The sequence below is a fragment of the Pantoea sp. genome, assembly GCF_032114055.1.
GTDB lineage: Bacteria > Pseudomonadota > Gammaproteobacteria > Enterobacterales > Enterobacteriaceae > Pantoea.
On the sequence record NZ_DAMCTB010000001.1, the window covers coordinates 38,231 to 62,692 of the forward strand.

A 24,462-nucleotide genomic window follows, 5' to 3' on the forward strand; every position below is an offset into this window, starting at 1 on the left:
CTGCTTTTTTATTGTGCTGCTGAGATAAAGTGTACCAGCTTAATAGTGTCATACAATTTATTAAATCTAATCAGAATCAAATATCCCTGAAAATAAGGTTTTAACAGAATCTTCATTAAGAATAATCTGGTCTTTTGATTTTCATAGCAGGTTCAGGTTGTCCAAACGCAATCAGGTAGTTTTTTCGTCTGGCTTTAATCTTTTTTTTAGATAATTGAAAGCAGGATGCAAACAGGTGAAGTGTAAGATAGTGTTAATAGTTAGATTATAAGAACAGCGGGGGCGTTAACGTCAGAGTGGGGAGAAAATTTAATTGCTATCAGCTATAAAGTTTTGGAAAAGCCGTTTTATTAAACATATTTCCTAATCAAATCCTTCGCTATTATATTAATCAGCCGTTGAATTATCCGGAATAAAATCTTCAGGGTCCGACTCTTCATGATTTGTAAAAAGTCTGCTCACAAAGGGCGTTACTTCGGGGATAAATGTCTGTATAATGGGCCCAAATTAATGGTTTAAACTATTGATTCATAAAGAATTATCACCCTGCCATGACGCCTGGGAAGGCGACAAAGAGGAAGCGCCATGAGCGAAAAGTTACAGAAAGTTTTAGCACGTGCCGGACATGGCTCACGTCGTGAAATCGAATCCATGATTGCAGCTGGCCGCGTCAGCGTTGACGGTAAAGTCGCCACCCTGGGCGATCGTGTCGAAAGCAGTAAATCTCTGAAAATCCGCATTGATGGTCATCTGGTGTCGGTTGCTGAGTCAGCAACCGAAGTCTGCCGCGTCCTGGCATACTACAAACCGGAAGGTGAACTTTGCACCCGTAGCGATCCTGAAGGTCGCCCGACGGTCTTTGACCGCCTGCCACGTCTGCGCGGCTCACGCTGGATTGCCGTTGGCCGTTTGGATGTGAACACCTGCGGCCTGATGCTGTTCACCACCGATGGGGAACTGGCCAACCGCCTGATGCATCCGAGCCGTGAAGTGGAACGTGAATATGCGGTGCGTGTCTTCGGTCAGGTTGACGACGACAAAATCCGTCAGCTGAGCAAGGGTGTGCAACTGGAAGATGGTCCGGCTGCTTTTAAGACCCTGAAGTTTGGTGGCGGAGAGGGGATTAACCAGTGGTACAACGTAACCCTGACCGAAGGACGTAATCGTGAAGTCCGTCGTTTATGGGAAGCGGTAGGGGTCCAGGTCAGCCGTCTGATGCGTGTTCGCTATGGCGATATCACGTTACCGAAAGGCCTGCCGCGTGGTGGCTGGACCGAACTGGATCTGCCTGCGGTCAACTACCTGCGTAATCTGGTCGGGATGGATGATGAAACCGTCACGAAGCTGGTGGTAGAGAAGGATCGTCGTCGCACCAAGGCGAACCAGATCCGTCGCGCCGTGAAACGCCACAGCAAGGTAAGTAGCACCCCGCGCACGCCACGTCGTAATCCGGGCAGTAAACGCAACGCCGGATAACGATGTGACCCCGCAATAAAAAACGCAGCCCTGGGCTGCGTTTTCTTTTTCTGCTACCAGTCAATGCCCTGCTGGGCCTGAATACCGGCATCAAATGCGTGCTTGACGGGTCGCATCTCCGTCACCGTATCCGCCATCTCAAGCAGGCTGCGATGACAACCACGGCCGGTAAGAATGACGCTCTGATGCGCTGGTCGCTGTTGCAGGGCAGCGACGACCTCATCCAGCGACAGATAATCCATGCTGACCATGTAGGTGATTTCGTCAAGGATCACTAAATCGAGCTGTTTATCGGCCAGCATCCGTTTTGCATGCTGCCAGACGGCCAGACACGCGGCGGTATCCGTTTCGCGGTTCTGGGTATCCCAGGTGAAGCCGGTGGCCATCACCTGAAATTCAACGCCGTGCTGCGCCAGCAGGTTTCGCTCGCCGTTTGGCCACTCACCTTTAATAAACTGGATAGCCGCGGCACGTTTGCCGTGGCCGGCAGCGCGCAGTGCGGTGCCAAAGGCGGCGGTGGTTTTGCCTTTACCATTACCGGTAAAGACCATCAGAATGCCGCGCACCTCGGTAGCTGCGGCAATCCGCGCATCAACCTGCTCTTTGAGCCGCTGCTGACGCTGCTGATGACGATCGTCCGCCATTATTCCGCCGCCCCCGGTTTTCTGCCGGGCTGCGCATCAAAGCTGATGCCGGTTTTGCGGCGGCTGTCATCGCCCATCAGATAAAGGTAGAGCGGCATCAGGTCGGCAGGGGTTTTCAGCTTATTCGCATCTTCCTGCGGAAACGCGCTGGCGCGCATCTTGGTCCGGGTGCCCCCCGGATTAATGCAGTTAACCCGCAGCGACTGATTTTTATATTCGTCCGCCAGCACCTGCATCATACCTTCGGTCGCAAATTTGGAGACCGCATAGGCCCCCCAGCCAGCGCGACCCGTGCGGCCCACGCTGGAGGTGGTAAAGACCAGTGAACCCGCGTCTGATTTCAGCAGCAGTGGCAGCAGTGCCTGGGTCAGGAAGAAGGTTGCATCCAGGTTGATGTTCATCACCTGCTGCCAGATCTGTGGGTCCAGCTCAGCCAGCGGAACGATTTCTCCCAGGATGCCGGCGTTGTGCAGCACACCATCCAGCCGCGGAAACTGCTGCTGAAGCTGTTCAGCAACCTGCTGGCAGCGCGCCGGGGTTGCTTCAGCCAGATCGAACACCAGGGTATGAGCGGGGCGTTTATTCAGCTGATTAATGGCCTGTTCGACCTGCTGAAGTTTCTCAGGATTGCGACCCATCAGGATCACGTCAGCGCCATAGCGCGCATAAGTCAGCGCCGCTTCCCGGCCGATGCCATCTGAAGCGCCAGTGACCAGGATAATGCGGTGATTAAGCAGGTCGCTTTTCGGTTGATAATGCACAGCGGGGTTCCTCCGGCGAAAACAGCATGATTCCGCTTTATGCCTGAAATAACGAATCGGCGCAATCGCCAGGGTGCGCATTCTGTGCCAGCTGCTGGCATTTCAGGCGACGAGGTGAAGCAAAGCGGCTAAACTGGCAGACTGTTTTCGATTTTCTGTTTACTGAGGCGACCTCATGGATTTTATCTCGACGTATGGATTGTTTTTAGCGAAAGCGGTAACGCTGGTGGTTGCCGTTGCTGCGATTGTCATGATCATTATGAATGCCGCGCTGCGCAAACGGGCTCAAAGCGGGCAGCTCCGCCTGACGCATCTGGGAGATGACTATCAGCAGATGAAAGAGGATCTGCAGCTGGCAAAAATGAAACCGCAGGCGCAAAAGGTCTGGCTCAAAAATCATAAAAAGAGCGAAAAGCAGAAAGCCAAAGCGGAAAAGCAGGCGGCGAAACAGGGGCAGACCGACAGTGCTAAGCCCACGCTCTACGTGCTCGATTTCAAAGGCAGCATGGACGCGGGTGAGGTGAGTTCACTGCGCGAAGAGATCTCTGCCGTACTGGCGGTGAAGCAGCCGGGCGATGAGGTACTGCTGCGTCTTGAGAGCCCGGGCGGAGTCGTGCACGGTTATGGCCTGGCGGCCTCGCAATTGCAGCGTCTGCGCGATGAGGGCGTACGCATCACCGCCGCCGTGGATAAAGTGGCGGCCAGCGGCGGATACATGATGGCTTGCGTGGCCGACCGCATTGTCGCGGCGCCGTTCTCGATTATCGGCTCCATCGGCGTCGTGGCACAGATCCCGAACTTCAACCGCCTGCTGAAACGCAATGATATCGACGTTGAGCTGCACACCGCCGGCCAGTACAAGCGCACACTGACGCTGTTCGGCGAGAATACGCCAGAAGGACGGGAGAAATTCCAGGAAGATCTGGATGAAACCCACCTGCTGTTTAAACAGTTTGTTCATCAGATGCGGCCGTCACTGGATATCGAGCGGGTGGCAACCGGTGAACACTGGTATGGCCGTCAGGCCCTTGAGCTTGGCCTGATTGACGACATCGGCACCAGCGATGATCTGATCATCCGTCAGATGGACCGGTTTACTGTTCTGGGCGTGCATTATGCCCGCCGGCGTAAAATGATGGACCGCTTTACCCAGAGCGCCGGTTCGGTGGCAGAGCGACTGCTGCTGAAATTCTGGCAGCGTGGTGAGAAACCGCTGCTCTGACGCGAAACCCGGCCTGTGCCGGGTTTATTATTCCAGGTGGTAGCGCGGCGATAACGTCACGGCAAGGTATTTGAAGACGTTGAACACCGCTGTGGTTTTGGGCGTCGGCAGGCCGTTGGCGTCCAGAAAAAACGGGCCGCGAAAAACCAGCACATCACCCTGCTGAATGACCTCATCCGCCTGCATTCCCGCCAGATAATCATCATGTTCCCTGAGAAGCCTGTTGGCTTTTTCCAGCAATGCCTGGCGGGAAATAGCCTGAGTTGTTTTCTGCATTTATTCACTCCTTTTTGACACTCTCCGAATCCTTTCTATATTACTGGCGAGCTTCACGGCATGACAACCCGTGGCAAGGCGTCGGATTTTGTGCGTAAACCTGGCGTAAGTCCGGACTGAGTGCTAATTAAGTTGCGTAACAGATTTTATCAGGTAGAGTGTGGGCGATTCCGACTTCAGGGATTTTGCACCGGGATGTGCGATACGTTCAGATGGAAAAAGTACTCTTTATCATGTAGTTGCATAAAGCCACATCATCTGATCTGAGATTGACCCCTCCGCCTTGAAATGTTAAACAGGCGCAGCAATATTGAACCCAATGGGTTTTTGGGCATCCAATCCTCTCCCGCTAAGCAGGATGTTTTCATTAGGTAAAGGTAAATATGGGTAAAGCACTCGTTATTGTTGAGTCCCCGGCAAAGGCTAAAACAATCAATAAATATCTGGGCAATGACTACGTGGTGAAATCCAGCGTGGGTCATATCCGGGATCTGCCGACCAGTGGATCAACCGCAAAGAAGAGTGCTGACGCCTCGACAGATAAGAAAGCCAAAGACGCTTCGACAGACAAGAAAGTCAAAAAAGTAAAGAAAGATGAGAAAGCTGCGCTCGTCAGCCGTATGGGTGTTGACCCTTATCACGGCTGGGAAGCGGATTATCAGATCCTGCCCGGCAAAGAGAAAGTGGTTGCCGAGCTCAAAGCGTTAGCCGCCAGTGCTGACCACATCTACCTCGCAACCGACCTTGACCGCGAAGGGGAAGCCATCGCCTGGCACCTGCGGGAAGTGATCGGTGGCGATGACGCACGCTTCAGCCGCGTCGTGTTCAATGAAATCACCAAAAATGCGATCCGCCAGGCATTTGAAAAGCCGGGTGAACTGAATATCGATCGTGTCAATGCTCAGCAGGCGCGTCGCTTTATGGATCGCGTGGTGGGCTACATGGTTTCGCCGCTGTTGTGGAAGAAGATTGCCCGTGGCCTGTCGGCCGGACGGGTACAATCCGTTGCGGTTCGCCTGGTGGTGGAACGTGAACGCGAGATCAAAGCTTTCGTGCCGGAAGAGTACTGGGAAGTTAACGCCGCGCTGACCACGCCGAAGGGCGATGAGCTGTCGATGGAGGTGACTCACCACGGTGATAAAGCGTTCCGTCCGGTCAACCGCGATGAAACCTACGCCGCCGTGGCGCTGCTGGAAAAAGCGCGCTTTGAAATTGTGGATCGTGAAGATAAGCCAACCAGCAGTAAGCCGGGCGCGCCTTATATCACCTCGACCCTGCAGCAGGCGGCCAGCACCCGTCTGGGCTTTGGCGTCAAGAAAACCATGATGATGGCACAGCGGCTCTACGAAGCGGGTCACATTACCTATATGCGTACCGATTCGACTAACCTGAGTCAGGATGCGGTTGCTATGGCGCGCGGCTACATTGAAAGCCATTTCGGCAGTAAATATCTGCCTGACAACGCCATTACTTACGCCAGCAAAGAGAACTCCCAGGAAGCGCACGAAGCGATTCGTCCTTCTGACGTGGAAGTGGTGGCGGAAAAGCTGAAGGATATGGAAGCGGATGCGCAGAAACTCTATCAGCTGATCTGGCGTCAGTTTGTTGCCTGTCAGATGACCCCGGCGAAATATGACTCCAGTACCATTACTGCCGCCGCCGGAGACTTCCGCCTTAAAGCGAAAGGCCGGATCCTGCGGTTCGACGGCTGGACCAAAGTGATGCCCGCACTGCGTAAGAACGACGAAGATCGTACACTGCCAGCGGTCAGCGTTGGCGATGTACTGGATCTTAATACACTGGTGCCGGGTCAGCATTTCACCAAACCACCGGCGCGCTTCAGCGAGGCCTCGCTGGTGCGGGAGCTGGAGAAGCGTGGCATCGGACGTCCTTCGACCTACGCGGCCATTACATCGACCATTCAGGATCGTGGCTACGTCAGAGTGGAAAATCGCCGTTTTTATGCAGAAAAAATGGGCGAAATCGTTACCGATCGTCTGGAAGAGAACTTCCGCGAACTGATGAACTATGACTTTACCGCCCACATGGAGAGCAGCCTCGACCAGGTTGCCAACAACCAGGCGGAATGGAAAGCGGTTCTCGATCACTTCTTCAGTGACTTTACACAGCAGCTTGAGCGGGCTGAGAAAGATCCTGAAGAGGGCGGTATGCAGCCGAATCAGATGGTGCTGACCTCAATTGACTGCCCGACCTGTAGTCGTCCGATGGGGATCCGGACCGCCAGCACCGGCGTCTTCCTGGGCTGCTCAGGCTATGCACTGCCGCCGAAAGAGCGCTGCAAGCAGACCATCAATCTGATTCCGGAAAACGAAGTGCTGAATATTCTGGAAGGGGATGATGCAGAAACCAATGCGCTGCGCGCCCGTCGTCGTTGCCAGAAATGCGGCACCGCGATGGACAGCTATCTGATCGACAGCGAACGTAAACTGCACGTCTGCGGTAATAACCCGGAGTGCGATGGCTATGAGATTGAGAAGGGCGAATTCCGCATCAAGGGTTATGACGGCCCGGTAGTGGAGTGCGACAAATGTGGTTCGGAAATGCACCTGAAACTGGGACGCTTTGGGAAATACATGGCGTGTACCAACGAAGCGTGCAAAAACACCCGTAAGATTCTGCGTAGTGGTGAAGTTGCGCCGCCGAAAGAGGATCCGGTTCCGCTGCCCGAGCTGGCGTGTGAAAAATCGGATGCTTACTTCGTGTTGCGTGACGGCGCGGCGGGTGTTTTCTTGGCGGCGAACACCTTCCCGAAATCGCGTGAAACCCGTGCTCCACTGGTCGAAGAGCTTCAGCGCTTCAGCGACCGTCTGCCAGAAAAGCTGAAATATCTGGCCGAAGCCCCCGCCGCCGATCCGGAAGGCAACAAAACGCTGGTACGGTTCAGCCGCAAGACGAAGCAGCAGTATGTCTCTTCTGAGAAAGAGGGCAAAGCAACCGGCTGGTCAGCCTTCTATATAGATGGCAAATGGCAGGAAGCGAAAAAGTAATCCATTCAGGCCAGCATTCGCTGGCCTTTTTCTGAGCCTTATATCAATCCGTTCTACTCTCCTGCTTAAACTGATATAGTCGTTATAGCATTTCCGCCTTTCCTGATGCATAGCCTCTCTTCAGCCTCGCGACTATCCGTCAGCCGGGGATGCGACTCTGTAACTTACCGGGATAAAACAGATATGAAATTACAGCAGTTGCGCTATATCGTCGAAGTGGTAAACCATAACCTCAATGTTTCTTCGACGGCGGAAGGTCTCTACACCTCTCAACCCGGCATCAGTAAACAGGTGCGCATGCTGGAAGATGAACTGGGCGTGCAGATCTTTGCCCGCAGCGGCAAACATCTCACGCAGGTTACCCCCGCAGGAGAAGAGATCATCCGCATTGCGCGTGAAGTGCTCTCCAAAGTAGATGCCATCAAGTCGGTGGCCGGTGAGCACACCTGGCCGGATAAAGGCTCACTCTATGTGGCCACAACGCATACCCAGGCGCGCTATGCGCTACCAGGCGTGATTAAAGGTTTTATTGAACGCTATCCGCGCGTCTCGCTGCACATGCATCAGGGTTCACCGACTCAGATCGCGGAAGCCGTCTCCAAGGGCAATGCGGACTTTGCCATTGCCACGGAAGCCCTGCATCTCTATGACGATTTGATTATGCTGCCATGCTACCACTGGAACCGGGCGATTGTGGTTACCGCCGATCATCCACTGGCCGGAAAAGGGCAGGTCTCAATTGAAGAGCTCGCTGAATATCCGCTGGTAACTTATACCTTCGGCTTTACCGGCCGCTCGGAGCTGGACACGGCCTTTAATCGTGCAGGATTAACCCCACGCATCGTCTTCACCGCTACCGATGCGGATGTCATTAAAACCTATGTTCGTTTAGGTCTGGGGGTAGGGGTTATCGCCAGTATGGCGGTGGACCCGATCGCTGACCCTGACCTGATACGCATCGAAGCGGCCGACATCTTTACCAACAGCACCACCAAAATCGGCTTCCGCCGCAGCACCTTCCTGCGCAGCTATATGTATGATTTTATCCAGCGTTTTGCACCGCATCTGACCCGGGACGTGGTAGACACGGCGGTCGCGCTGCGTTCTAACGAAGACATTGAGGCGATGTTTAAGGATATCCGGCTGCCGTTTAAATAGCGTTTACCGCTTGCGTTGAAACATTAGGCTGCCGGGTGCAGCCTTTTTTGTTTCACCGCTTTAGCGCCAAATGAGAATCAAAAGTTTTTATGATTTTTTTGTAAATGAAACATCGATCACAGGTTTCCCGGTTCAGCTTTCTTAAATGCGAATTACAACACACTTTTAACTATGTCACTTTGCGGCACGCCAGGATTATTCCCATACTCCAGTTAACAGCCGATTCGTTTAGCCAGCAAACATGCGGTTCTCAGGTTGCGGCTGTAGTTATAAATGGATCTGTTTTTAATTTAACTCAAATTTTTTAGTGGCTGGTTTTATTAAAAGTTCGTTCGGGAGTTAATGATTTCTTACGTTACTGGCGTATATTGATTAATACCGTTAATCGTTTTACTCAATAAAAATAACTGGATTTTTGGCCTTAACGCGTTTAGGATTCCTCCTAAATCTTAATCGTTGTTATCAATCATTTTGTTGAGAGTGATTATCAAAAACTATGAATACACGACTGACAGTAGAACCGGGTTTTCCGGTAAAAAGCACTAAGGTTGAGCGTACTGGTAACACCCGTCGCAATGCCTGGTTAACCGTATTCGCTGCTTCTGCGCTGTTCTGGGTAGTGGTTGCGTTAATGATCTGGCGTATCTGGGGCTAAAGCCATGTGGGCACATACACTCAGCCATAAACCTTCACTGACATCGCGCCAGCACAAGCCGGTTGCCTGCAAAGGTAAAGAGCCGCTTGCAAAGGACGAAAAAGTGACTATCCCCGAATCGTGGGATTTGAGTGATAACCAGAGACTTTTTATTGAGTCTTTCCTGGACCCGAAAACCAAATAAGGTTTTAAGACCGTTTATTTGTTGCTGCTCTTTTATTACTGATGTTCCTGGCGCACGTTGATGCCGCCGCTTTCCACACCTGTATGACCAATGGGTGTTGCCCCCATGAGGGTGACCGCTAAACTTTTACGCCCGATTCTGGCGAAGGAGTAGAAACAATGAATATTATTAAAATGTCCTGGCTTAGCGCATATACATTCTCGTTTGCGTTCTGGTCTGCAGCGGTGTGGATAGCGCTTTAATCTGACTCCCCCTTTTTATGATGCCTCGTGATACACGGGGCATTTTCGTTTACGGGCGATTGTAGCAATTTGTGTTGTAATCAAAACGTTAACGAATTTGTGGTCTATCTTTAACATAAACCTTTATCTCTCTGAGGTTAAGACCATGAACGAAAAGGAGGAGCTATGTCGTCTACCCTACGCGAGCAGAGTCAGGAAATACTGCAGGTCGACACCAAAAAATATCACATCTTCAGTCTTCCCCGTGCAGCTCAGCATCTTGGCAATATCGATAATCTGCCTAAATCTCTCAAAGTTCTGCTGGAAAACCTGTTGCGCTGGCAGGATGGCGACTCTGTCACTGCAGAGGACATCCAGGCACTGGTTGACTGGCAAACCGATGCCCACGCCGATCGCGAGATTGCCTACCGGCCAGCCCGTGTTCTGATGCAGGATTTTACCGGCGTCCCTGCCGTGGTTGACCTTGCGGCTATGCGCGAAGCGGTCAATCGCTTAGGTGGCGATGTGGCAAAAGTGAATCCTCTTTCTCCGGTTGATCTGGTTATCGACCATTCGGTCACCGTCGATCATTTTGGCGATGATGACGCTTTCGAAGAGAACGTCCGGCTGGAGATGGAGCGCAATCATGAACGCTACGTTTTTCTTCGCTGGGGTCAGAAAGCGTTTGATAAATTCCGCGTGGTCCCGCCGGGCACCGGCATCTGCCATCAGGTGAATCTGGAGTACCTTGGTAAAGCCATCTGGCATGAAACCCTTGACGGTGAAGAGTTTGCCTGGCCGGATACGCTGGTCGGGACGGATTCACATACCACAATGATCAACGCCCTTGGCGTACTGGGCTGGGGTGTCGGGGGCATCGAGGCGGAAGCCGCTATGCTGGGTCAGCCTGTCTCAATGCTGATCCCGGATGTGGTAGGTTTTAAACTTATCGGCAAACTGCGGCCGGGAATTACTGCTACTGACCTCGTGCTGACCGTGACCCAGATGCTGCGTAAGCATGGCGTGGTTGGGAAATTCGTAGAGTTCTATGGCGATGGCCTGGCCGATTTGCCCCTGGCGGATCGCGCAACCATTGCCAATATGGCGCCGGAGTATGGTGCCACCTGCGGATTTTTCCCGGTTGACGACGTCACGCTAAGCTATATGACGCTGACCGGACGCGATGCTGAGCAGGTGGCGCTGGTTGAAGCCTATGCCAAAGCGCAGGGGCTGTGGCGTCATGCCGGTGATGAGCCGCGCTTTACCAGTACACTGGCGCTGGATATGAATGATGTCGAGTCGAGCCTGGCCGGACCCAAACGTCCTCAGGATCGGGTTTCTCTCGGTGATGTGCCTGCTGCCTTTGACGCCAGCAATGAGCTGGAAGTCAATCAGGCGGTTAAACCGCATAAAAACGTCAGTTACACCGACAGCGATACCGGTCTGATCCACACGCTGACCGACGGTGCCGTCGTCATTAGCGCGATTACATCCTGTACGAATACCTCTAACCCCAGCGTGCTGATGGCTGCCGGGCTTCTGGCGAAAAAGGCGGTCGAGCGCGGGCTGAAACGCAAGCCGTGGGTGAAGGCGTCGCTCGCTCCCGGCTCCAAAGTGGTTTCAGACTATCTGGCCGTGGCGCAGCTGACCGCTTACCTGGATAAGCTGGGCTTCAATCTGGTCGGCTATGGCTGCACCACCTGTATTGGTAACTCCGGTCCGCTGAAGGATGAGATTGAATCCGCTATCAAAGCGGGTGACCTCACGGTGGGGGCGGTGCTCTCGGGTAACCGCAATTTTGAAGGCCGCATTCATCCGCTGATCAAAACTAACTGGCTGGCTTCGCCGCCGCTGGTGGTGGCCTATGCCCTGGCAGGTAACATGAAAATCAACCTGCAGACTGAACCGCTGGGTCACGATCCGCAGGGCCAGCCGGTTTATCTCAAAGATATCTGGCCGTCACCGGAAGAGATCGCCACCGCAGTACAGCAGGTGACCAGCGATATGTTCCACAAAGAGTACGCGGAAGTCTTTGACGGTACGCCTGACTGGCAGGAGATTAAGGTCAGTGAGGCGGCGACCTACGACTGGGACGAGGGATCGACTTATATCCGTCTCTCGCCATTCTTCGACACCATGCAGAAAGAGCCAGAGCCGGTGCAGGATATTCGCGGCGCCCGGGTGCTGGCCCTGCTGGGTGATTCAGTGACAACCGACCATATTTCGCCAGCGGGCAGTATCAAAGCCGAAAGTCCGGCAGGGCGCTATCTGCTGGCCCATGGGGTAGAACGCACAGACTTCAACTCCTACGGTTCGCGTCGCGGCAATCATGAGGTCATGATGCGCGGCACCTTCGCCAATATCCGTATCCGGAATGAAATGGTACCCGGTGTCGAGGGCGGTTATACCCGTCACTACCCGAGCGGCGAGCAGCTGGCCATCTATGATGCGGCAATGAAGTATCAGGCAGAAGGGGTGCCGCTGGCCGTTATTGCCGGGCTGGAGTATGGTTCCGGTTCGAGCCGTGACTGGGCGGCTAAAGGTCCGCGCCTGCAGGGCGTCAGGGTTGTGATTGCCGAGTCGTTTGAGCGTATCCACCGCTCTAACCTGATTGGCATGGGGATTCTGCCGCTGGAGTTCCCGCAGGGCGTTACCCGGAAAACGCTGGGGCTGACGGGAGAAGAGCGCATCGACGTAGAAAATCTTCAGGCGCTGACGCCGGGCTGCACGGTGAAGGTTACCCTGACCCGGGCAGATGGCAGCAAAGAGGAGCTGAACACCCGCTGTCGCATCGACACCGGTAATGAGCTGACCTACTACCGCAACGATGGCATCCTGCACTACGTCATCCGCAATATGCTGAACTGATAAAAAAGCCGGGGTAACCCGGCTTTTCTTCTTTATGACTTCGGCAGCAGATGCCCCATCTTGCTCGCCTTGGTATCCAGGTAGTGCGCATTCTTGGGGTTACGTCCCACTACCAGGGGTACCCGCTCTACGATGTTAATCCCGGCTTCGCTCAGGATCTCCACCTTGCGTGGGTTGTTGGTCAGCAGGCGCACTTCGTTGACGCCCAGCAGTTTGAACATATCTGCGCACAGGGTGAAGTCGCGTTCATCGGCGGCAAAGCCGAGCTGGTGGTTCGCTTCGACCGTGTCATACCCTTTATCCTGCAGCGCATAGGCGCGGATCTTATTCAGCAGGCCAATGTTGCGGCCTTCCTGACGGTGATAGAGCAGCACGCCGCGACCCTCTTCAGCGATGGCATTGAGGGCGGCTTCAAGCTGAAAACCACAGTCGCAACGCAGGCTGAAGAGCGCATCGCCGGTCAGGCATTCGGAGTGAACGCGCGCCAGGACCGGCTCATTGTCATTAATATCGCCAAAGACCAGTGCAACGTGGTCATGTCCGGTTGCCAATTCTTCAAAACCTACCATCAGGAAATCTCCCCATGGCGTGGGCAGTTTGGCTTCTGCCACCCGTTTAAGCTGCATGTGACTCTCCAGAACCTTCAGAGGATGCACTATCATCATGATAGCGCACAGGCCAGTGTGGCCTGACAAACGTGCAATATTGTGCCACAACCCGTAAGCGGGCTGGTACTCTCTGACATCAATTGCAGCGATAAAGCACGATTATCTAATCGGTAACGGGTATGTTATTCTTTTTTAAGCTAAAGTTATGCAGTTATTCTCCTATTACACCAGTATAAGGGAAAAGGATGTTTAAGATTTCGCGTCGTACGACACTGGGTATGCTGCTGTTGCTTATCATGCCGGTTTCTGTCTGGCTCACCGGCTGGCGCTGGCAGCCGGGCGAAAGCAATCTGCTGCTTAAAAGCCTGTTCTGGATGACGGAAACCGTCACCAGTCCCTGGGGGATTATTACCAGCGTGCTGCTCAGCGCCTGGATGCTCTGGTGCCTGCGTTTTCGTCTCAAGCCCGCTATTCTGCTGCTGATTATCATGAATGCGACCATTCTGGCCGGGCAGTACACCAAATCCTTTATTAAAGAGCAGATCCAGGAGCCCCGTCCCTACGTCATCTGGCTTGAACAGCATCATGGTCTGGATGAGAAGACATTCTATGAGCTGAAACGCAAACAGCGTGGTGAAATGGTTACCTCGCTGATCGCCGATGAGACACAGATCCCGGGATGGCTGAAACGGCACTGGGCGTTTGAAACCGGCTTTGCCTTTCCGTCGGGCCATACCATGTTTGCCGCCAGCTGGGCGCTGCTGGCGCTGGGACTGCTCTGGCCGCGCCGTCACTATAAGAGTGTAATCATAATCTTTATCTGGGCTACGGGCGTGATGGCCAGCCGTCTGCTGCTCGGTATGCACTGGCCCCGGGATCTGGCGATGGCAACCCTGCTTTCATGGCTTCTGGTGACGCTGGCCACCTGGCTGGCACAGCGTTTCTGCGGCCCGCTGACGCTGCCGCCTGAGGAACAAAAAGAGGTTGCTCAGCGGGAGCCCTGATTGTATTTCCCGCCAAAGACCCCATATTATTAACCGGGTCTGCGTAAAAGCGACGCACCCGATGCTGCTGGGAGCAGCATTTTTGCCGGCGTTTTGGCATAATTTATTCGACAACCTCACAACAGGATGCACTGTGAAATATTTGCTGATTTTTTTAGTGGTACTGGTCATTTTTATCATTTCCGTCACATTAGGCGCGCATAACGATCAGGTCATTACTTTTAACTATCTGCTGGCGCAGGGTGAGTTCAGCGTATCGACCTTACTGGCATCGCTGTTTGGCGCAGGTTTCGTGCTGGGCTGGATTATCTGCGGGCTGTTCTGGTTACGCACCCGCGTTTCGCTGGCCAATGCCAATCGCAAAATCAAGCGTATGCAAACCCAAATTGAGCAGAGCAACACTGCCCTGGCCGCTCCGCCAGCGGTTCCGGCTGGCCGGGAATAATCTCTGATGCATGAATTGCTGTTTCTGTTACTGCCGGTTGCGGCTGCGTATGGCTGGTACATGGGCCGCCGCAGCGCCCATCAGGATAAGCAGCAGGAAGCCAACCGACTGTCACGGGAATATGTCGCGGGTGTTAACTTTCTGCTCTCTAATCAGCAGGACAAAGCGGTCGATCTCTTCCTCGATATGCTTAAAGAGGACAGCGGCACGGTAGAAGCACACCTGACGCTGGGAAATCTGTTCCGTTCGCGCGGAGAAGTGGACCGCGCCATTCGCATCCATCAGGCGTTAATGGAAAGTGCATCGCTAAGCTATGAACAGCGTCTGCTCGCAGTGCAGCAGCTGGGGCGCGACTATATGGCCGCCGGACTCTACGACCGCGCAGAGGACATGTTCAAGCAGCTCACAGATGAAACAGACTTCCGGGTGAGCGCCCTGCAGCAGCTGCTGTTAATCCATCAGGCAACCAGTGACTGGCAGCAGGCGATCGAGGTCGCCGAGCGGCTGGTTAAGCTGGGCAAAGAGAAACAGAAGGGCGAAATCGCCCATTTCTATTGCGAACTGGCGTTACAGGCGATGAGCAGTGACGATCTGGATCGGGCAATGAGCCTGCTGAAGAAAGGGGAGACGGCCGATCGCAACAGTGCCCGTATCTCCATTATGATGGGCCGTATCCTGATGGAAAAAGAGGATTACGCCAGAGCAGTAGGGCACCTGCAACGGGTGCTGGATCAGGATAAAGAGCTGGTCAGTGAGACGCTGGCGATGCTTGAAACCTGCTTTCAGCGGCTGAATCAGCCTGATGCCTGGGCCGATTTTCTTCAGCGCTGCGTGGAAGAGAATACGGGGGCTGCCGCCGAGCTTTATCTCTCTGACATCATGGAGCAGCAGCAGGGATCTGAAGCTGCGCAGAATTACATCAGCCGTCAGCTTGAGCGGCATCCGACCATGCGGGTCTTCCATCGGCTGATGGATCTTAACCTGCATGACGCGGAAGATGGCCGGGCGAAAGAGAGTCTGATGGTGTTACGCGACATGGTGGGCGAACAGATTCGCACCAAACCCCGCTATCGCTGCCAGAAATGTGGCTTTACCGCTCATGCGCTTTACTGGCACTGTCCCTCCTGCCGAACCTGGTCTTCGGTCAAACCTATCCGCGGTCTCGACGGTCAGTGAGCTGGCCGCAGCGGACTGTTTTTTTGCTGGTATTTAGTTACAACATACTATCAATTAATAAAGCCTGCCAACACCAGCAGCAGTGCGCGTTTTGTCAGGCAGGGGCCAATGGCGATTGTGATGGTCAGACACCGCAGGTAGAATGCTTGCCGTTTGTCTATTGCGCCTGCGGGTGCCTGCTGAAGAGGAAATGCCATGCCTTCACCCCATCATGTGACCGCTTCGCCGATTCTGGTCGCGCTGGATTATCATGATCTCGACAGCGCGTTGCGTTTCGTCGATCAGATCGATCCCCGCAGTTGCCGCCTTAAAGTAGGTAAAGAGATGTTTACGCTGTTTGGTCCGACGCTGGTCAGGACCCTGCAGCAGCGCGGTTTTGAATTGTTCCTTGATCTTAAATTCCACGATATTCCCAACACCACCGCAAAGGCTGTTGCGGCGGCAGCTGACCTCGGCGTCTGGATGGTCAACGTCCATGCCAGCGGCGGCGCGCGCATGATGAGTGCGGCGCGTGAGGCGCTTCAGCCTTTTGGCAAAGATGCACCGCTGCTGATTGCCGTCACCGTACTGACCAGTATGGATGCCGAGGATCTCAGGGGACTGGGCATCACGCTCTCACCAGCTGAACAGGCAGAACGACTGGCGAAGCTGACGCACTCGTGCGGGCTGGATGGCGTGGTCTGTTCGGCGCACGAGGCGGTCCGTTTTAAACAGGTGATGGGCCAGGACTTTGCGCTGGTCACGCCGGGTATTCGTCCGACGGGCAGCGATGCCGGCGATCAACGTCGTATCATGACACCGCAGCAGGCGAAGCAGGCGGGCGTGGACTATATGGTGATCGGGCGTCCGATCACCCAATCCGCCGATCCTGCCGCCGCCCTGCAGGCTATCCTTCACAGTCTGGAGACAGCGTAATGGCGAATGATAATCCACTGGTTTACTCCACCGACAGCGGGCGCATCACCCAGCCTGAGTCCAAAGCGGCGCGGCCAAAAGGGGACGGTATTGTTCGTATCCAGCGTCAGACCAGCGGACGCAAGGGCAAAGGGGTCTGCCTGATTACGGGTATCGACCTGGATGATGCTGCACTGACGTTACTGGCGGCCGAACTTAAGAAAAAGTGTGGCTGCGGCGGGTCGGTGAAAGAGGGCGTAATTGAGATTCAGGGCGACAAGCGCGATCTGCTTAAAAGCCTGCTGGAAGCCAAAGGCATGAAGGTGAAACTGGCGGGAGGCTGAATAAGAAATCGGGCTACCGAAGTAGCCCGATTGTGATGCAGATGCCAGCGTAGCCAATTATTGTTTTAATAAGGTCCTTAGTGGACCTGATGACCGATAATACCACCTACAGCGGCACCACCGACGGTCCCAAGTGCACTACCATTGGTCAGGACTGAACCCCCAATCGCGCCCGCGCCCGCGCCAATCGCGGTATTACGGTCACGCTTGGACCAGTTAGAACAGCCGCTCAGGGCAACAGCTAACGTGGTCGCCAGTACAACGGCAGTGATTCGTTTCATTGTTGTTGTCATACACTTCTCCTTTGATGTGCTCACAGAGGCAACACTCATAGTATAGCTCCGATATTTCCTCAGCCCGCCCGTAACCCATCATTGCCGCATCCGTGATGGCATCGAAATGGCGTTACCATGGACAAACCGTTTGTAGCGGGTGAGTCACAATCGTGGCCCGACAGGTCCACGTATTGTCTGAGAGGATTCTAAGCATTCTGCGGAAATTCCGAAGATAGAAAAGTCTGAAAGCAGAGCGCATTTTTGCATTCACAGCCAATCTTTCTGCTTTTATAGCCATTTGCTCCATAACCTTTTCCGTGCTGACTCCGCAAAATTCAGTAACGATTGTCAGCAGGAGAAAAGACATGCTGGAGCAGCTCAAACAACAGGTTCTGGAAGCGAATCTGGACCTACCTAAATATAACCTGGTGACGTTCACCTGGGGCAACGTCAGCGCCGTGGACCGTGAACAGGGACTGCTGGTAATTAAACCTTCCGGGGTGCACTATGAAGTGATGAAGCGCGACGACATGGTTGTGGTCGATCTGGCGACGGGAGAAATCGTGGAAGGGGAAAAACGTCCTTCTTCGGACACCGCGACGCATCGCGCCCTTTACCTTGCCTGGCCAGAAGTGGGTGGCATTGTGCACACCCATTCGCGGCATGCCACCATCTGGGCGCAGGCGGGAAGACCGATTCCGGCCTGGGGCACCACGCATGCCGATGACTTTTATGGTGAGATCCCCTGCACCCGGTCAATGCGCAGTGAGGAAATTCAGCAGGAATATGAGTGGAACACCGGTGAAGTGATTATCGAAACGTTCGCGCAGCGTGGGCTATCCCCCTCGGCGATCCCGGCGGTGCTGGTCAATTCGCACGGTCCCTTTGCCTGGGGCAAAGATGCTCACGCCGCGGTACATAGTGCTGTGGTGCTGGAGGAGGTCGCCTATATGGGGCTGTTCAGCCAGCAGCTGACCGCGAATCTGCCGCCGATTCAGCAACCCCTGCTTGACCTGCACTACCTGCGAAAACATGGCGAGAACGCCTGGTATGGGCAGAAGTAGTCAGCGGGACGCCACGGCGTCCCGTTTTTTTGAGCACGCTCCCGTCTGTCCGATCCAGGGTTATCGCCGTTGAGCCCTATTCCTTCTTCCGTCCATTTCACCGGGCGGCATCATCAGAAACCTGCCGCTTACGACCACTGAGTGCTGATGAGAGAATAGCCAGCGGTCAATTAATCGACGAATTTCGCTGATTTTCGTGCCATCTACAATCACGGTTATCCCGGAAGGGTAACGGCATGGCGTATTCGGGCCGCTCCTGTTTTGCCGGGTATTTCTGTCTGCTAGCGCCGGTATTGTATTAGGGAATCTTGAGCCGCTGCGCTGCGCCTGTATCTCATCTGTCCTGGAAGGCGGGTCAGGGAGCGCGAAGGGAACCCGATTTCGCCGATCAGATACCTGTCTGGCAAAAATTAAAAGGTGTTAAGCCTCTGCATGTTGTCCTCCTGACAAATATTCTCACTCAGTAATCTGTCTAATCAATCCGGAAAAGGAGAGTCAGGGATCACTCTGGATTTTGTGTTGTAAATCAATCTCTCATTTGGTCTGGCCTCACTCTGCATTACGCTGATGTCGCGTATTTAACGCATCAAATATAAACAGAGGATGAGACAATGACAGTGATTAACCAACCAACCTGCAGATTATTTACTGAAGCCGGCAACACCACGCAGTTAGTTGCCTATTACGAAGAGGGGCGGCGTACCATGTGGATGATGTTACGTGCGCAGCCTCGTCCGAGCTTCAACCATGAGCTGATTGAGGAGATCATGAACCTGAGCTATGCCGCACAGCGTTCCGGTCTGCCGATCGACTTCTGGGTGACCGGTTCGCTGGTGCCGCAGATGTTCAATGCGGGCGGCGATCTGCGTTTCTTCGTGGAGTGCATCCGCAACAACCGGCGAGAAGCACTGCGGGCTTATGCACGTGCCTGTGTGGACTGCATTCACTCAGCAGCCCGGGGTTTTGATACCGGTGCCGTGACGCTGGCGATGATCGAAGGCAGTGCGTTAGGCGGTGGATTTGAGGCGGCGCTGGCGCACCACTTCATTCTGGCGCAGAACAACGCCCGTATGGGGTTCCCGGAAATCGCGTTCAACCTCTTTCCGGGCATGGGCGGTTACTCTTTGGTGGCGCGCCGTTCCGGCATGAAGCTGGCAGAAGAGTTGATCTGTGAAGGGGAGTCGCACAGTGCAGAGTGGTATGAGACGCGCGGTCTGGTGGATAAAGTCTTCCAGCCGGGTGACAGCTACCGTGCCACGCGCACCTTTATCGATACCTTACGGCCTAAACTCAATGGCGTCCGGGCGATGCTGAAAGCGCGTCAGCGCGTGCTGCAACTCTCACGCGCCGAGCTGATGGATATCACGGAAGACTGGGTCGATTATGCGTTTACCCTCGAACCCAAAGATATTGCCTATATGGAACGCCTGGTCCAGCTGCAGAACCGCCACAGCGCATCACTGCGTAAAGCGGGCTAATCAGGAGTAGCGTTAAACGCGGGCAGGATGCTTAGCCAGCCAATGCCCAAACTGTTCCGCGGGCATTGGTTTTGCGTAGTAGTAACCCTGACGCCCATCCACTCCACTTTTAAGGACAAAGGCTTCTTCATCCGGCGTTTCAATGCCTTCCGCAATGACCTGCAAATCGAGCGCCTTGGCGACGGCGACGATGGCACGGACCAGCGATTGCGAAACCGGCTGCTTATTGATATCGCGAATGAAACTTTGATCGAGCTTGATGGCATTGATCGGCACTCGCGCCAGCTGAGACAGCGAAGAGTAGCCGGTGCCGAAGTCATCCAGATGAACCTGAGCGCCCAGCTCCTGAAACTGCTTCATCAGCTTCAGTGCTTCGGTCTCATTTTCAATCAGGCAGCTCTCGGTCAGCTCGATATCAATAGGGCATTCAGTCAGGCTGGCCTCCTGCAGCGCCTGCTTCAGGTCGGTGTAAATGCTCTGGTCGATCAGCTGGCGAGCCGAAACGTTGACGGCGACGCGCAGAGAAATACCCTGCTGACGCCAGGCGATAATCTGCTTCAGCACATTGAGCATAACCCAGCGTCCCAGTGGCACAATCAGCCCTGACTCTTCAGCATAGGGGATAAAATCAGCTGGCGACACCATGCCGCGCTCAGGTGAGTTCCAGCGTACCAGTGCCTCGGCGCTGCGCACCTCGCCATCGTTGTCTACTTTAGGCTGATAATGCACCAGCAGGTGATCGAGCTCCAGCGCCTTACGCAGGTTGGTATCCAGCCACAGGTACTCAAAAACCCGCTGATTCATCTCCGCGGCAAAAACGCAGAATTTGCCGCGCCCGTTCTCTTTGGCGTGGTACATGGCGGTATCCGCATTGCGAATCAGGCTCTCCCGATCTTCACCATGCAGCGGCGCGTAGGCGATGCCAATGGAGCAGCCGCTATAGACTTCGATGAGACCAATACGGAAAGGCTGGCGCAACCGCTCAAGGATGCGGGAGGACATCGCCTCCAGCGCCGCCTGGCTGGTGTGTTCCGCCAGCACCACAAACTCATCGCCACCTAGTCGTCCCAGCGTCTGGTCTTTGCCCAGGCAACTCAGAATAGCCAGGGAGACCGCCTGCAGTAGCTGATCGCCAAACATGTGGCCGTAGGCGTCATTCACTTTTTTAAAATTGTCGAGATCGAGGTAGACCACACCGGTTTCATCGCTCTCTGACCGCTCCAGCGCCAGGCTAATCTGCTGATGAATGGCGTTGCGATTCGGCAGGCCGGTCACCGTATCGGTGTTGGCCAGCACCCGTAACCGCTCCTGAGCACGTCGCTCTTCAGTGATGTCTGTCCCCGAACAGATGAGGAAAATTTCATTTTTGCCGCTGCCGCTGTGAACGAACTTATTACGAAACAGAAACAGTCGCTGCCCCTTTTTGGTTTTGACCCAGCGTTCAACTTCATAAGAGTTGCCGTCGCGGAAGAAACCCGCGATATTTCGCCGCGACTGCGAGGCTTCCTGTTTCGTCATAAAGAGCTGAAAAACGTTACGACCGATCACCTCATGCTCATTCAGGCCGGTGTATTCTTCACTCAGCCGGTTGAATCGCTGAATATTGCCGCGCTGGTCCAGGATAACAATCACCGAGTTGGCTTCAGAAACCACCTGTTCAGCGAAAGAGAGTCCCAGGGTCAGGTCGCGGGCCACTGCAGAGGTGTCGCCCCAGGCGGAGGCAGTGCCTGCCCAGGAGGACTGATTCACTTTACGTCCGACAAAATGCATAGGCACATCAATGCCCTGCAGCGTCATGGTCAGATTGATGCTTGAGGTAATGACCGGCATGGCCCGGATCATAGCCGCCTGGCCGGGTGTCAGCGGCAGAGCGATATTAGTTTGTGATGACTCATCTTCGGCAAAATGCAACGCATCGCTGTCCGCGGTCAGACGCCAATGAGGGCTGGTTGTACCAAACAGGGTGTACAACAACGTTTGCCCTTGTTCATCGGTCATGGAAACTTCCTCCGGGAAGTGCTCTGCATACGTTATCTCATTATTTTAGCAACAGTATTCATCATCTCACGCCAGCACAAGATGCAAACGAAATATATTTTCCTGTCCAGATAAAAATGGCACAAAAAAGCCCCGCCGAAGCGGGGCGTTTACGCACATTCAGCAGGGACATTTACCCAGTTTACCCGCCTGGCTGGGGAAGCGTGCATCCAGACAATATCGGTGAAACTCGCGCTCGCTCATCGGGGGCTGATCGGGATGGTGCAGGCGCATATACTGCAGATATTTTTGATAATCCTGCACCCCGACCATTAAGCGAAAGCACTGTTGCAGGCCGCGCCACAGCCCCCGCCAGCTAAAGGCGCGGGATGCTGGCGTCGCAGCAGGATGGCAGCGGACAATCTGCCATTCTCCTTTCGGCCGGCGGACCTGATAAATTGCATCAGACATGACGCACCTCCTTGTTACGCAGCGTCACTGAGGACTCCTGAACGGTTGGCCTGTCGCTGCGCAGTGCGCGACGGATGACAAAAAAGGCAGAAATCAGCATCGTAACCGCGACCAGCATAAAGAAGGCGCACAGTGCGGCGTTGATCTGATTGCTGAACACGATGGTCTGCATATCCGCCACGCTTTTTGCAGGCGCAATAATAACGCCTTCATCCAGCCCTTTGCGGAACTTTGCGGCCTGCGCCAGGAAACCGATAGCTGGTTTTTCATGGAAAATTTTCTGCCAGCCCGCCGTCATCGAGGTGATAAACAGCCAGACCGTCGGCAGAATAGTGACCCAGGCGTAACGCTGCTTCTTCATTTTGAACAGCACCACCGTACCCAGAATCAGTGCCATCGAGGCGAGCATCTGATTGCCGATACCAAACAGTGGCCACAGGGTGTTAATGCCGCCCAGCGGATCGACGACGCCCTGATAGACAAAGAATCCCCAGCCTGCAACAGCAACCGTGGTGCCCGCCATATTGCCCAGCCAGGAGCGGTTGTTTGCCAGAGAGGGCACAACCGTTCCCACCAGGTCCTGCACCATAAAGCGGCAGGCGCGGGTGCCGGCATCCACTGCGGTCAGGATAAACAGCGCTTCGAACAGAATAGCGAAGTGATACCAGAACGCCATCATCGCGCGGCTGTTAAAGATTTCGGTGATGATATGGGCCATACCGACCGCAAAGGTCGGGGCGCCGCCAGCACGGGACAGAATCGAACCTTCGCCCACATCGCGTGCAATGCCACTCAGCATCTCCGGTGTCACAACAAAACCCCAGCCGTTGATCACCTGAGAGGCGCTTTCCACGGTGGTACCAATCAGCGCGGCCGGGGAGTTCATGGCAAAGTAGATGCCCGGATCGAGCACTGAGGCACAAATCAGCGCCATGATCGCCACAAAGGACTCCATCAGCATGGCACCATAGCCAATAAAGCGGATATGGCTCTCACGCTCGACCAGTTTTGGCGTCGTGCCGCTGGAAACCAGCGCATGGAAGCCGGAAATCGCGCCGCAGGCAATAGTGATAAACAGGAACGGGAACATCGCGCCAGCAAAGACCGGGCCGGTGCCGTCGATAAAGCGGGTAACGGCTGGCATCTTCAGCTCTGGCAGGGCAAAGACGATTCCCATGGCCAGACCGGCGATCACGCCAATTTTCAGAAAAGTCGACAGATAATCACGCGGAGCCAGTAACAACCAGACCGGCAGTACTGAGGCGACAAAACCATAGATGACCAGTACCCAGGTCAGCGAGGTCCCTTTCAGGGTAAAGAAGGGGCCCCAGTAAGGATGCTGTGCGACGTCGCCGCCATAGATAATCGCCGCCATCATCAGCACAAAACCAATCAGCGAGACTTCTGCGATCTTACCCGGGCGGATAAAGCGCATGTAGACGCCCATAAACAGCGCGATAGGAATAGTGGCCGCAATGGTAAAGAGCCCCCACGGGCTGTTCGCCAGTGCTTTCACCACCACCAGCGCCAGCGCCGACAGAATAATGATCATCACGCCCAGCGCACCCAGCATGGTCACCACACCGGCAAACGGACCCAGCTCCTGCCGGGCCATTTCGCCCAGCGATCGGCCATCGCGACGGGTAGAGATAAACAGGATCAGGAAATCCTGCACCGCACCCGCCAGCATAACGCCGACCAGAATCCAGATAGTGCCGGGCAGGAAGCCCATCTGCGCCGCCAGGATCGGACCGACCAGCGGCCCGGCTCCGGCTATCGCGGCAAAGTGGTGGCCAAACAGCACCCACTTATTCGTCGGGACATAATCAAGTCCATCGCTCAGTCGCTCGGCGGGTGTCATCCGGCGATCGTCAAGTTCGAAGATATTGCGGGCGATAAACAGGCTGTAGAAGCGATAAGCGATGCTGTAACAGGCGACAGCGGCTATCACCAGCCAGACTGCGTTGACGTGTTCGCCGCGGCTGAGGGCCAGCATGGCGAAAGCGCCCGCGCCGATTAACGCCACCACTAACCAGATCACACTGGTTTTGACGTTTTTCATGACTAACTCCTTGTGAGGACCGAGAGGGAAGCGATCGAAAACAACGAGCTAAACTTAATGTAATGGAATGTAAGTGAAAGTTAATCAGTGGAGAAGTGTGAAGCGGGGTACAAATTTAACTTTTTTGCCAGGCCGGCAGGCGGGGAGAAGGGCGGGATAACCAGCGCTATCCCGCCCGAAGCTGGGGCAGT

At 54.5% G+C, this 24,462-nt stretch carries 21 protein-coding genes; 13 read left to right on the top strand and 8 right to left on the bottom strand.

What is annotated here, in order from left to right; all coding sequences use genetic code 11:
• The first annotated feature begins 585 nt into the window (after positions 1-585).
• Complete coding sequence (gene rluB / locus RT657_RS00200) at positions 586-1,476, top strand: 23S rRNA pseudouridine(2605) synthase RluB (RefSeq protein ID WP_313651385.1); 891 nt, start codon at positions 586-588, stop codon at positions 1,474-1,476.
• A gap of 53 nt (positions 1,477-1,529) precedes the next feature.
• Here rluB and cobO read toward each other — a convergent pair whose 3' ends face one another.
• Both cobO and RT657_RS00210 read right to left on the bottom strand, forming a co-directional pair.
• Positions 1,530-2,120: a cob(I)yrinic acid a,c-diamide adenosyltransferase gene (gene cobO / locus RT657_RS00205; protein ID WP_313651387.1), complete on the bottom strand. Its 591-nt coding sequence runs from the start codon at positions 2,118-2,120 to the stop codon at positions 1,530-1,532.
• A complete protein-coding gene (locus tag RT657_RS00210; RefSeq protein ID WP_313651389.1) occupies positions 2,120-2,881 on the bottom strand; it encodes a YciK family oxidoreductase in 762 nt (253 codons plus the stop codon). The genes cobO and RT657_RS00210 overlap by 1 nt, the downstream gene beginning before the upstream one ends.
• 175 nt (positions 2,882-3,056) lie before the next feature.
• Here RT657_RS00210 and sohB point away from each other — a divergent pair, with 175 nt between their 5' ends.
• Positions 3,057-4,103: a protease SohB gene (gene sohB / locus RT657_RS00215; protein ID WP_313651391.1), complete on the top strand. Its 1,047-nt coding sequence runs from the start codon at positions 3,057-3,059 to the stop codon at positions 4,101-4,103.
• A 27-nt stretch (positions 4,104-4,130) separates the two neighbouring features.
• Here the strand turns inward: sohB and RT657_RS00220 are convergent, their stop codons facing one another.
• Positions 4,131-4,379 carry a YciN family protein gene (locus RT657_RS00220; RefSeq protein WP_313651393.1) on the bottom strand — a complete coding sequence of 83 codons (249 nt, stop codon included), beginning with the start codon at positions 4,377-4,379 and terminating at the stop codon, positions 4,131-4,133.
• Between the two features lie 383 nt (positions 4,380-4,762).
• Between RT657_RS00220 and topA the strand changes: the two genes are divergently transcribed.
• The 4 genes from topA (at position 4,763) to acnA (ending at position 12,473) form a co-directional block, all read left to right on the top strand.
• Positions 4,763-7,387: a type I DNA topoisomerase gene (topA, locus tag RT657_RS00225; protein ID WP_313651395.1), complete on the top strand. Its 2,625-nt coding sequence runs from the start codon at positions 4,763-4,765 to the stop codon at positions 7,385-7,387.
• Between the two features lie 183 nt (positions 7,388-7,570).
• Positions 7,571-8,545 carry an HTH-type transcriptional regulator CysB gene (gene cysB / locus RT657_RS00230; protein ID WP_313651397.1) on the top strand — a complete coding sequence of 325 codons (975 nt, stop codon included), beginning with the start codon at positions 7,571-7,573 and terminating at the stop codon, positions 8,543-8,545.
• A 496-nt stretch (positions 8,546-9,041) separates the two neighbouring features.
• The gene (locus tag RT657_RS00235) at positions 9,042-9,200 is read left to right on the top strand and encodes a YmiA family putative membrane protein (RefSeq protein WP_111140074.1); all 159 of its coding nucleotides are present in this window, start codon (positions 9,042-9,044) and stop codon (positions 9,198-9,200) included.
• A 591-nt stretch (positions 9,201-9,791) separates the two neighbouring features.
• On the top strand, positions 9,792-12,473 hold the full coding sequence (gene acnA / locus RT657_RS00240) for an aconitate hydratase AcnA (RefSeq protein ID WP_313651400.1): 2,682 nt from the start codon (positions 9,792-9,794) through the stop codon (positions 12,471-12,473).
• 32 nt (positions 12,474-12,505) lie between these two features.
• On the opposite strand, the gene ribA is transcribed toward acnA, so the two are convergent.
• Positions 12,506-13,099, bottom strand: coding sequence for a GTP cyclohydrolase II (ribA, locus tag RT657_RS00245; protein ID WP_111140077.1), 594 nt, complete (start codon positions 13,097-13,099; stop codon positions 12,506-12,508).
• Positions 13,100-13,326: 227 nt separating this feature from the next.
• On the opposite strand from ribA, the gene pgpB reads away from it, so the two are divergent.
• From pgpB to yciH, 5 genes are all read left to right on the top strand, one after another.
• The gene (gene pgpB / locus RT657_RS00250) at positions 13,327-14,085 is read left to right on the top strand and encodes a phosphatidylglycerophosphatase B (RefSeq protein WP_313651402.1); all 759 of its coding nucleotides are present in this window, start codon (positions 13,327-13,329) and stop codon (positions 14,083-14,085) included.
• Positions 14,086-14,218: 133 nt separating this feature from the next.
• On the top strand, positions 14,219-14,530 hold the full coding sequence (locus RT657_RS00255; RefSeq protein ID WP_313651404.1) for a LapA family protein: 312 nt from the start codon (positions 14,219-14,221) through the stop codon (positions 14,528-14,530).
• A 6-nt stretch (positions 14,531-14,536) separates the two neighbouring features.
• Positions 14,537-15,706 (top strand): lipopolysaccharide assembly protein LapB, encoded by a 1,170-nt coding sequence (gene lapB, locus RT657_RS00260; RefSeq protein WP_313651406.1) that lies wholly within the window; start codon positions 14,537-14,539, stop codon positions 15,704-15,706.
• Between the two features lie 195 nt (positions 15,707-15,901).
• On the top strand, positions 15,902-16,621 hold the full coding sequence (gene pyrF / locus RT657_RS00265) for an orotidine-5'-phosphate decarboxylase (protein ID WP_313651408.1): 720 nt from the start codon (positions 15,902-15,904) through the stop codon (positions 16,619-16,621).
• The gene (gene yciH, locus RT657_RS00270) at positions 16,621-16,944 is read left to right on the top strand and encodes a stress response translation initiation inhibitor YciH (protein WP_313651410.1); all 324 of its coding nucleotides are present in this window, start codon (positions 16,621-16,623) and stop codon (positions 16,942-16,944) included. The genes pyrF and yciH overlap by 1 nt, the downstream gene beginning before the upstream one ends.
• A 77-nt stretch (positions 16,945-17,021) precedes the next feature.
• On the opposite strand, the gene osmB is transcribed toward yciH, so the two are convergent.
• Positions 17,022-17,237, bottom strand: coding sequence for an osmotically-inducible lipoprotein OsmB (osmB, locus tag RT657_RS00275; protein WP_003853848.1), 216 nt, complete (start codon positions 17,235-17,237; stop codon positions 17,022-17,024).
• Positions 17,238-17,584: 347 nt separating this feature from the next.
• Between osmB and araD the strand changes: the two genes are divergently transcribed.
• Positions 17,585-18,283: an L-ribulose-5-phosphate 4-epimerase gene (gene araD / locus RT657_RS00280; protein ID WP_313651412.1), complete on the top strand. Its 699-nt coding sequence runs from the start codon at positions 17,585-17,587 to the stop codon at positions 18,281-18,283.
• 611 nt (positions 18,284-18,894) lie between these two features.
• A complete protein-coding gene (locus tag RT657_RS00285; protein WP_009089985.1) occupies positions 18,895-19,761 on the top strand; it encodes a crotonase/enoyl-CoA hydratase family protein in 867 nt (288 codons plus the stop codon).
• Between the two features lie 12 nt (positions 19,762-19,773).
• On the opposite strand, the gene pdeR is transcribed toward RT657_RS00285, so the two are convergent.
• The 3 genes from pdeR to RT657_RS00300 form a co-directional block, all read right to left on the bottom strand.
• Entirely contained in the window at positions 19,774-21,759 is a 1,986-nt protein-coding gene (gene pdeR / locus RT657_RS00290) for a cyclic di-GMP phosphodiesterase (RefSeq protein ID WP_313651414.1), read from the bottom strand.
• A gap of 159 nt (positions 21,760-21,918) precedes the next feature.
• Positions 21,919-22,209 (bottom strand): CstA-like transporter-associated (seleno)protein, encoded by a 291-nt coding sequence (locus tag RT657_RS00295; RefSeq protein WP_313651416.1) that lies wholly within the window; start codon positions 22,207-22,209, stop codon positions 21,919-21,921.
• Positions 22,202-24,271 carry a carbon starvation CstA family protein gene (locus tag RT657_RS00300; RefSeq protein ID WP_313651418.1) on the bottom strand — a complete coding sequence of 690 codons (2,070 nt, stop codon included), beginning with the start codon at positions 24,269-24,271 and terminating at the stop codon, positions 22,202-22,204. Before RT657_RS00300 ends, RT657_RS00295 begins: the two co-directional genes overlap by 8 nt.
• Positions 24,272-24,462 lie beyond the last annotated feature (191 nt).

Excerpts from the sequence above, each read along its gene's own strand:
- pgpB (WP_313651402.1), top strand. The coding sequence starts at position 13,327 with ATGTTTAAGATTTCGCGTCGTACGACACTGGGTATGCTGCTGTTGCTT.
- yciH (WP_313651410.1), top strand. The coding sequence starts at position 16,621 with ATGGCGAATGATAATCCACTGGTTTACTCCACCGACAGCGGGCGCATC.
- pyrF (WP_313651408.1), top strand. The coding sequence starts at position 15,902 with ATGCCTTCACCCCATCATGTGACCGCTTCGCCGATTCTGGTCGCGCTG.
- topA (WP_313651395.1), top strand. The coding sequence starts at position 4,763 with ATGGGTAAAGCACTCGTTATTGTTGAGTCCCCGGCAAAGGCTAAAACA.
- acnA (WP_313651400.1), top strand. The coding sequence starts at position 9,792 with ATGTCGTCTACCCTACGCGAGCAGAGTCAGGAAATACTGCAGGTCGAC.
- lapB (WP_313651406.1), top strand. The coding sequence starts at position 14,537 with ATGCATGAATTGCTGTTTCTGTTACTGCCGGTTGCGGCTGCGTATGGC.
- cobO (WP_313651387.1), bottom strand. The coding sequence starts at position 2,120 with ATGGCGGACGATCGTCATCAGCAGCGTCAGCAGCGGCTCAAAGAGCAG.
- sohB (WP_313651391.1), top strand. The coding sequence starts at position 3,057 with ATGGATTTTATCTCGACGTATGGATTGTTTTTAGCGAAAGCGGTAACG.
- RT657_RS00220 (WP_313651393.1), bottom strand. The coding sequence starts at position 4,379 with ATGCAGAAAACAACTCAGGCTATTTCCCGCCAGGCATTGCTGGAAAAA.
- rluB (WP_313651385.1), top strand. The coding sequence starts at position 586 with ATGAGCGAAAAGTTACAGAAAGTTTTAGCACGTGCCGGACATGGCTCA.
- cysB (WP_313651397.1), top strand. The coding sequence starts at position 7,571 with ATGAAATTACAGCAGTTGCGCTATATCGTCGAAGTGGTAAACCATAAC.
- RT657_RS00285 (WP_009089985.1), top strand. The coding sequence starts at position 18,895 with ATGACAGTGATTAACCAACCAACCTGCAGATTATTTACTGAAGCCGGC.
- ribA (WP_111140077.1), bottom strand. The coding sequence starts at position 13,099 with ATGCAGCTTAAACGGGTGGCAGAAGCCAAACTGCCCACGCCATGGGGA.
- RT657_RS00300 (WP_313651418.1), bottom strand. The coding sequence starts at position 24,271 with ATGAAAAACGTCAAAACCAGTGTGATCTGGTTAGTGGTGGCGTTAATC.
- araD (WP_313651412.1), top strand. The coding sequence starts at position 17,585 with ATGCTGGAGCAGCTCAAACAACAGGTTCTGGAAGCGAATCTGGACCTA.
- osmB (WP_003853848.1), bottom strand. The coding sequence starts at position 17,237 with ATGACAACAACAATGAAACGAATCACTGCCGTTGTACTGGCGACCACG.
- RT657_RS00235 (WP_111140074.1), top strand. The coding sequence starts at position 9,042 with ATGAATACACGACTGACAGTAGAACCGGGTTTTCCGGTAAAAAGCACT.
- pdeR (WP_313651414.1), bottom strand. The coding sequence starts at position 21,759 with ATGACCGATGAACAAGGGCAAACGTTGTTGTACACCCTGTTTGGTACA.
- RT657_RS00295 (WP_313651416.1), bottom strand. The coding sequence starts at position 22,209 with ATGTCTGATGCAATTTATCAGGTCCGCCGGCCGAAAGGAGAATGGCAG.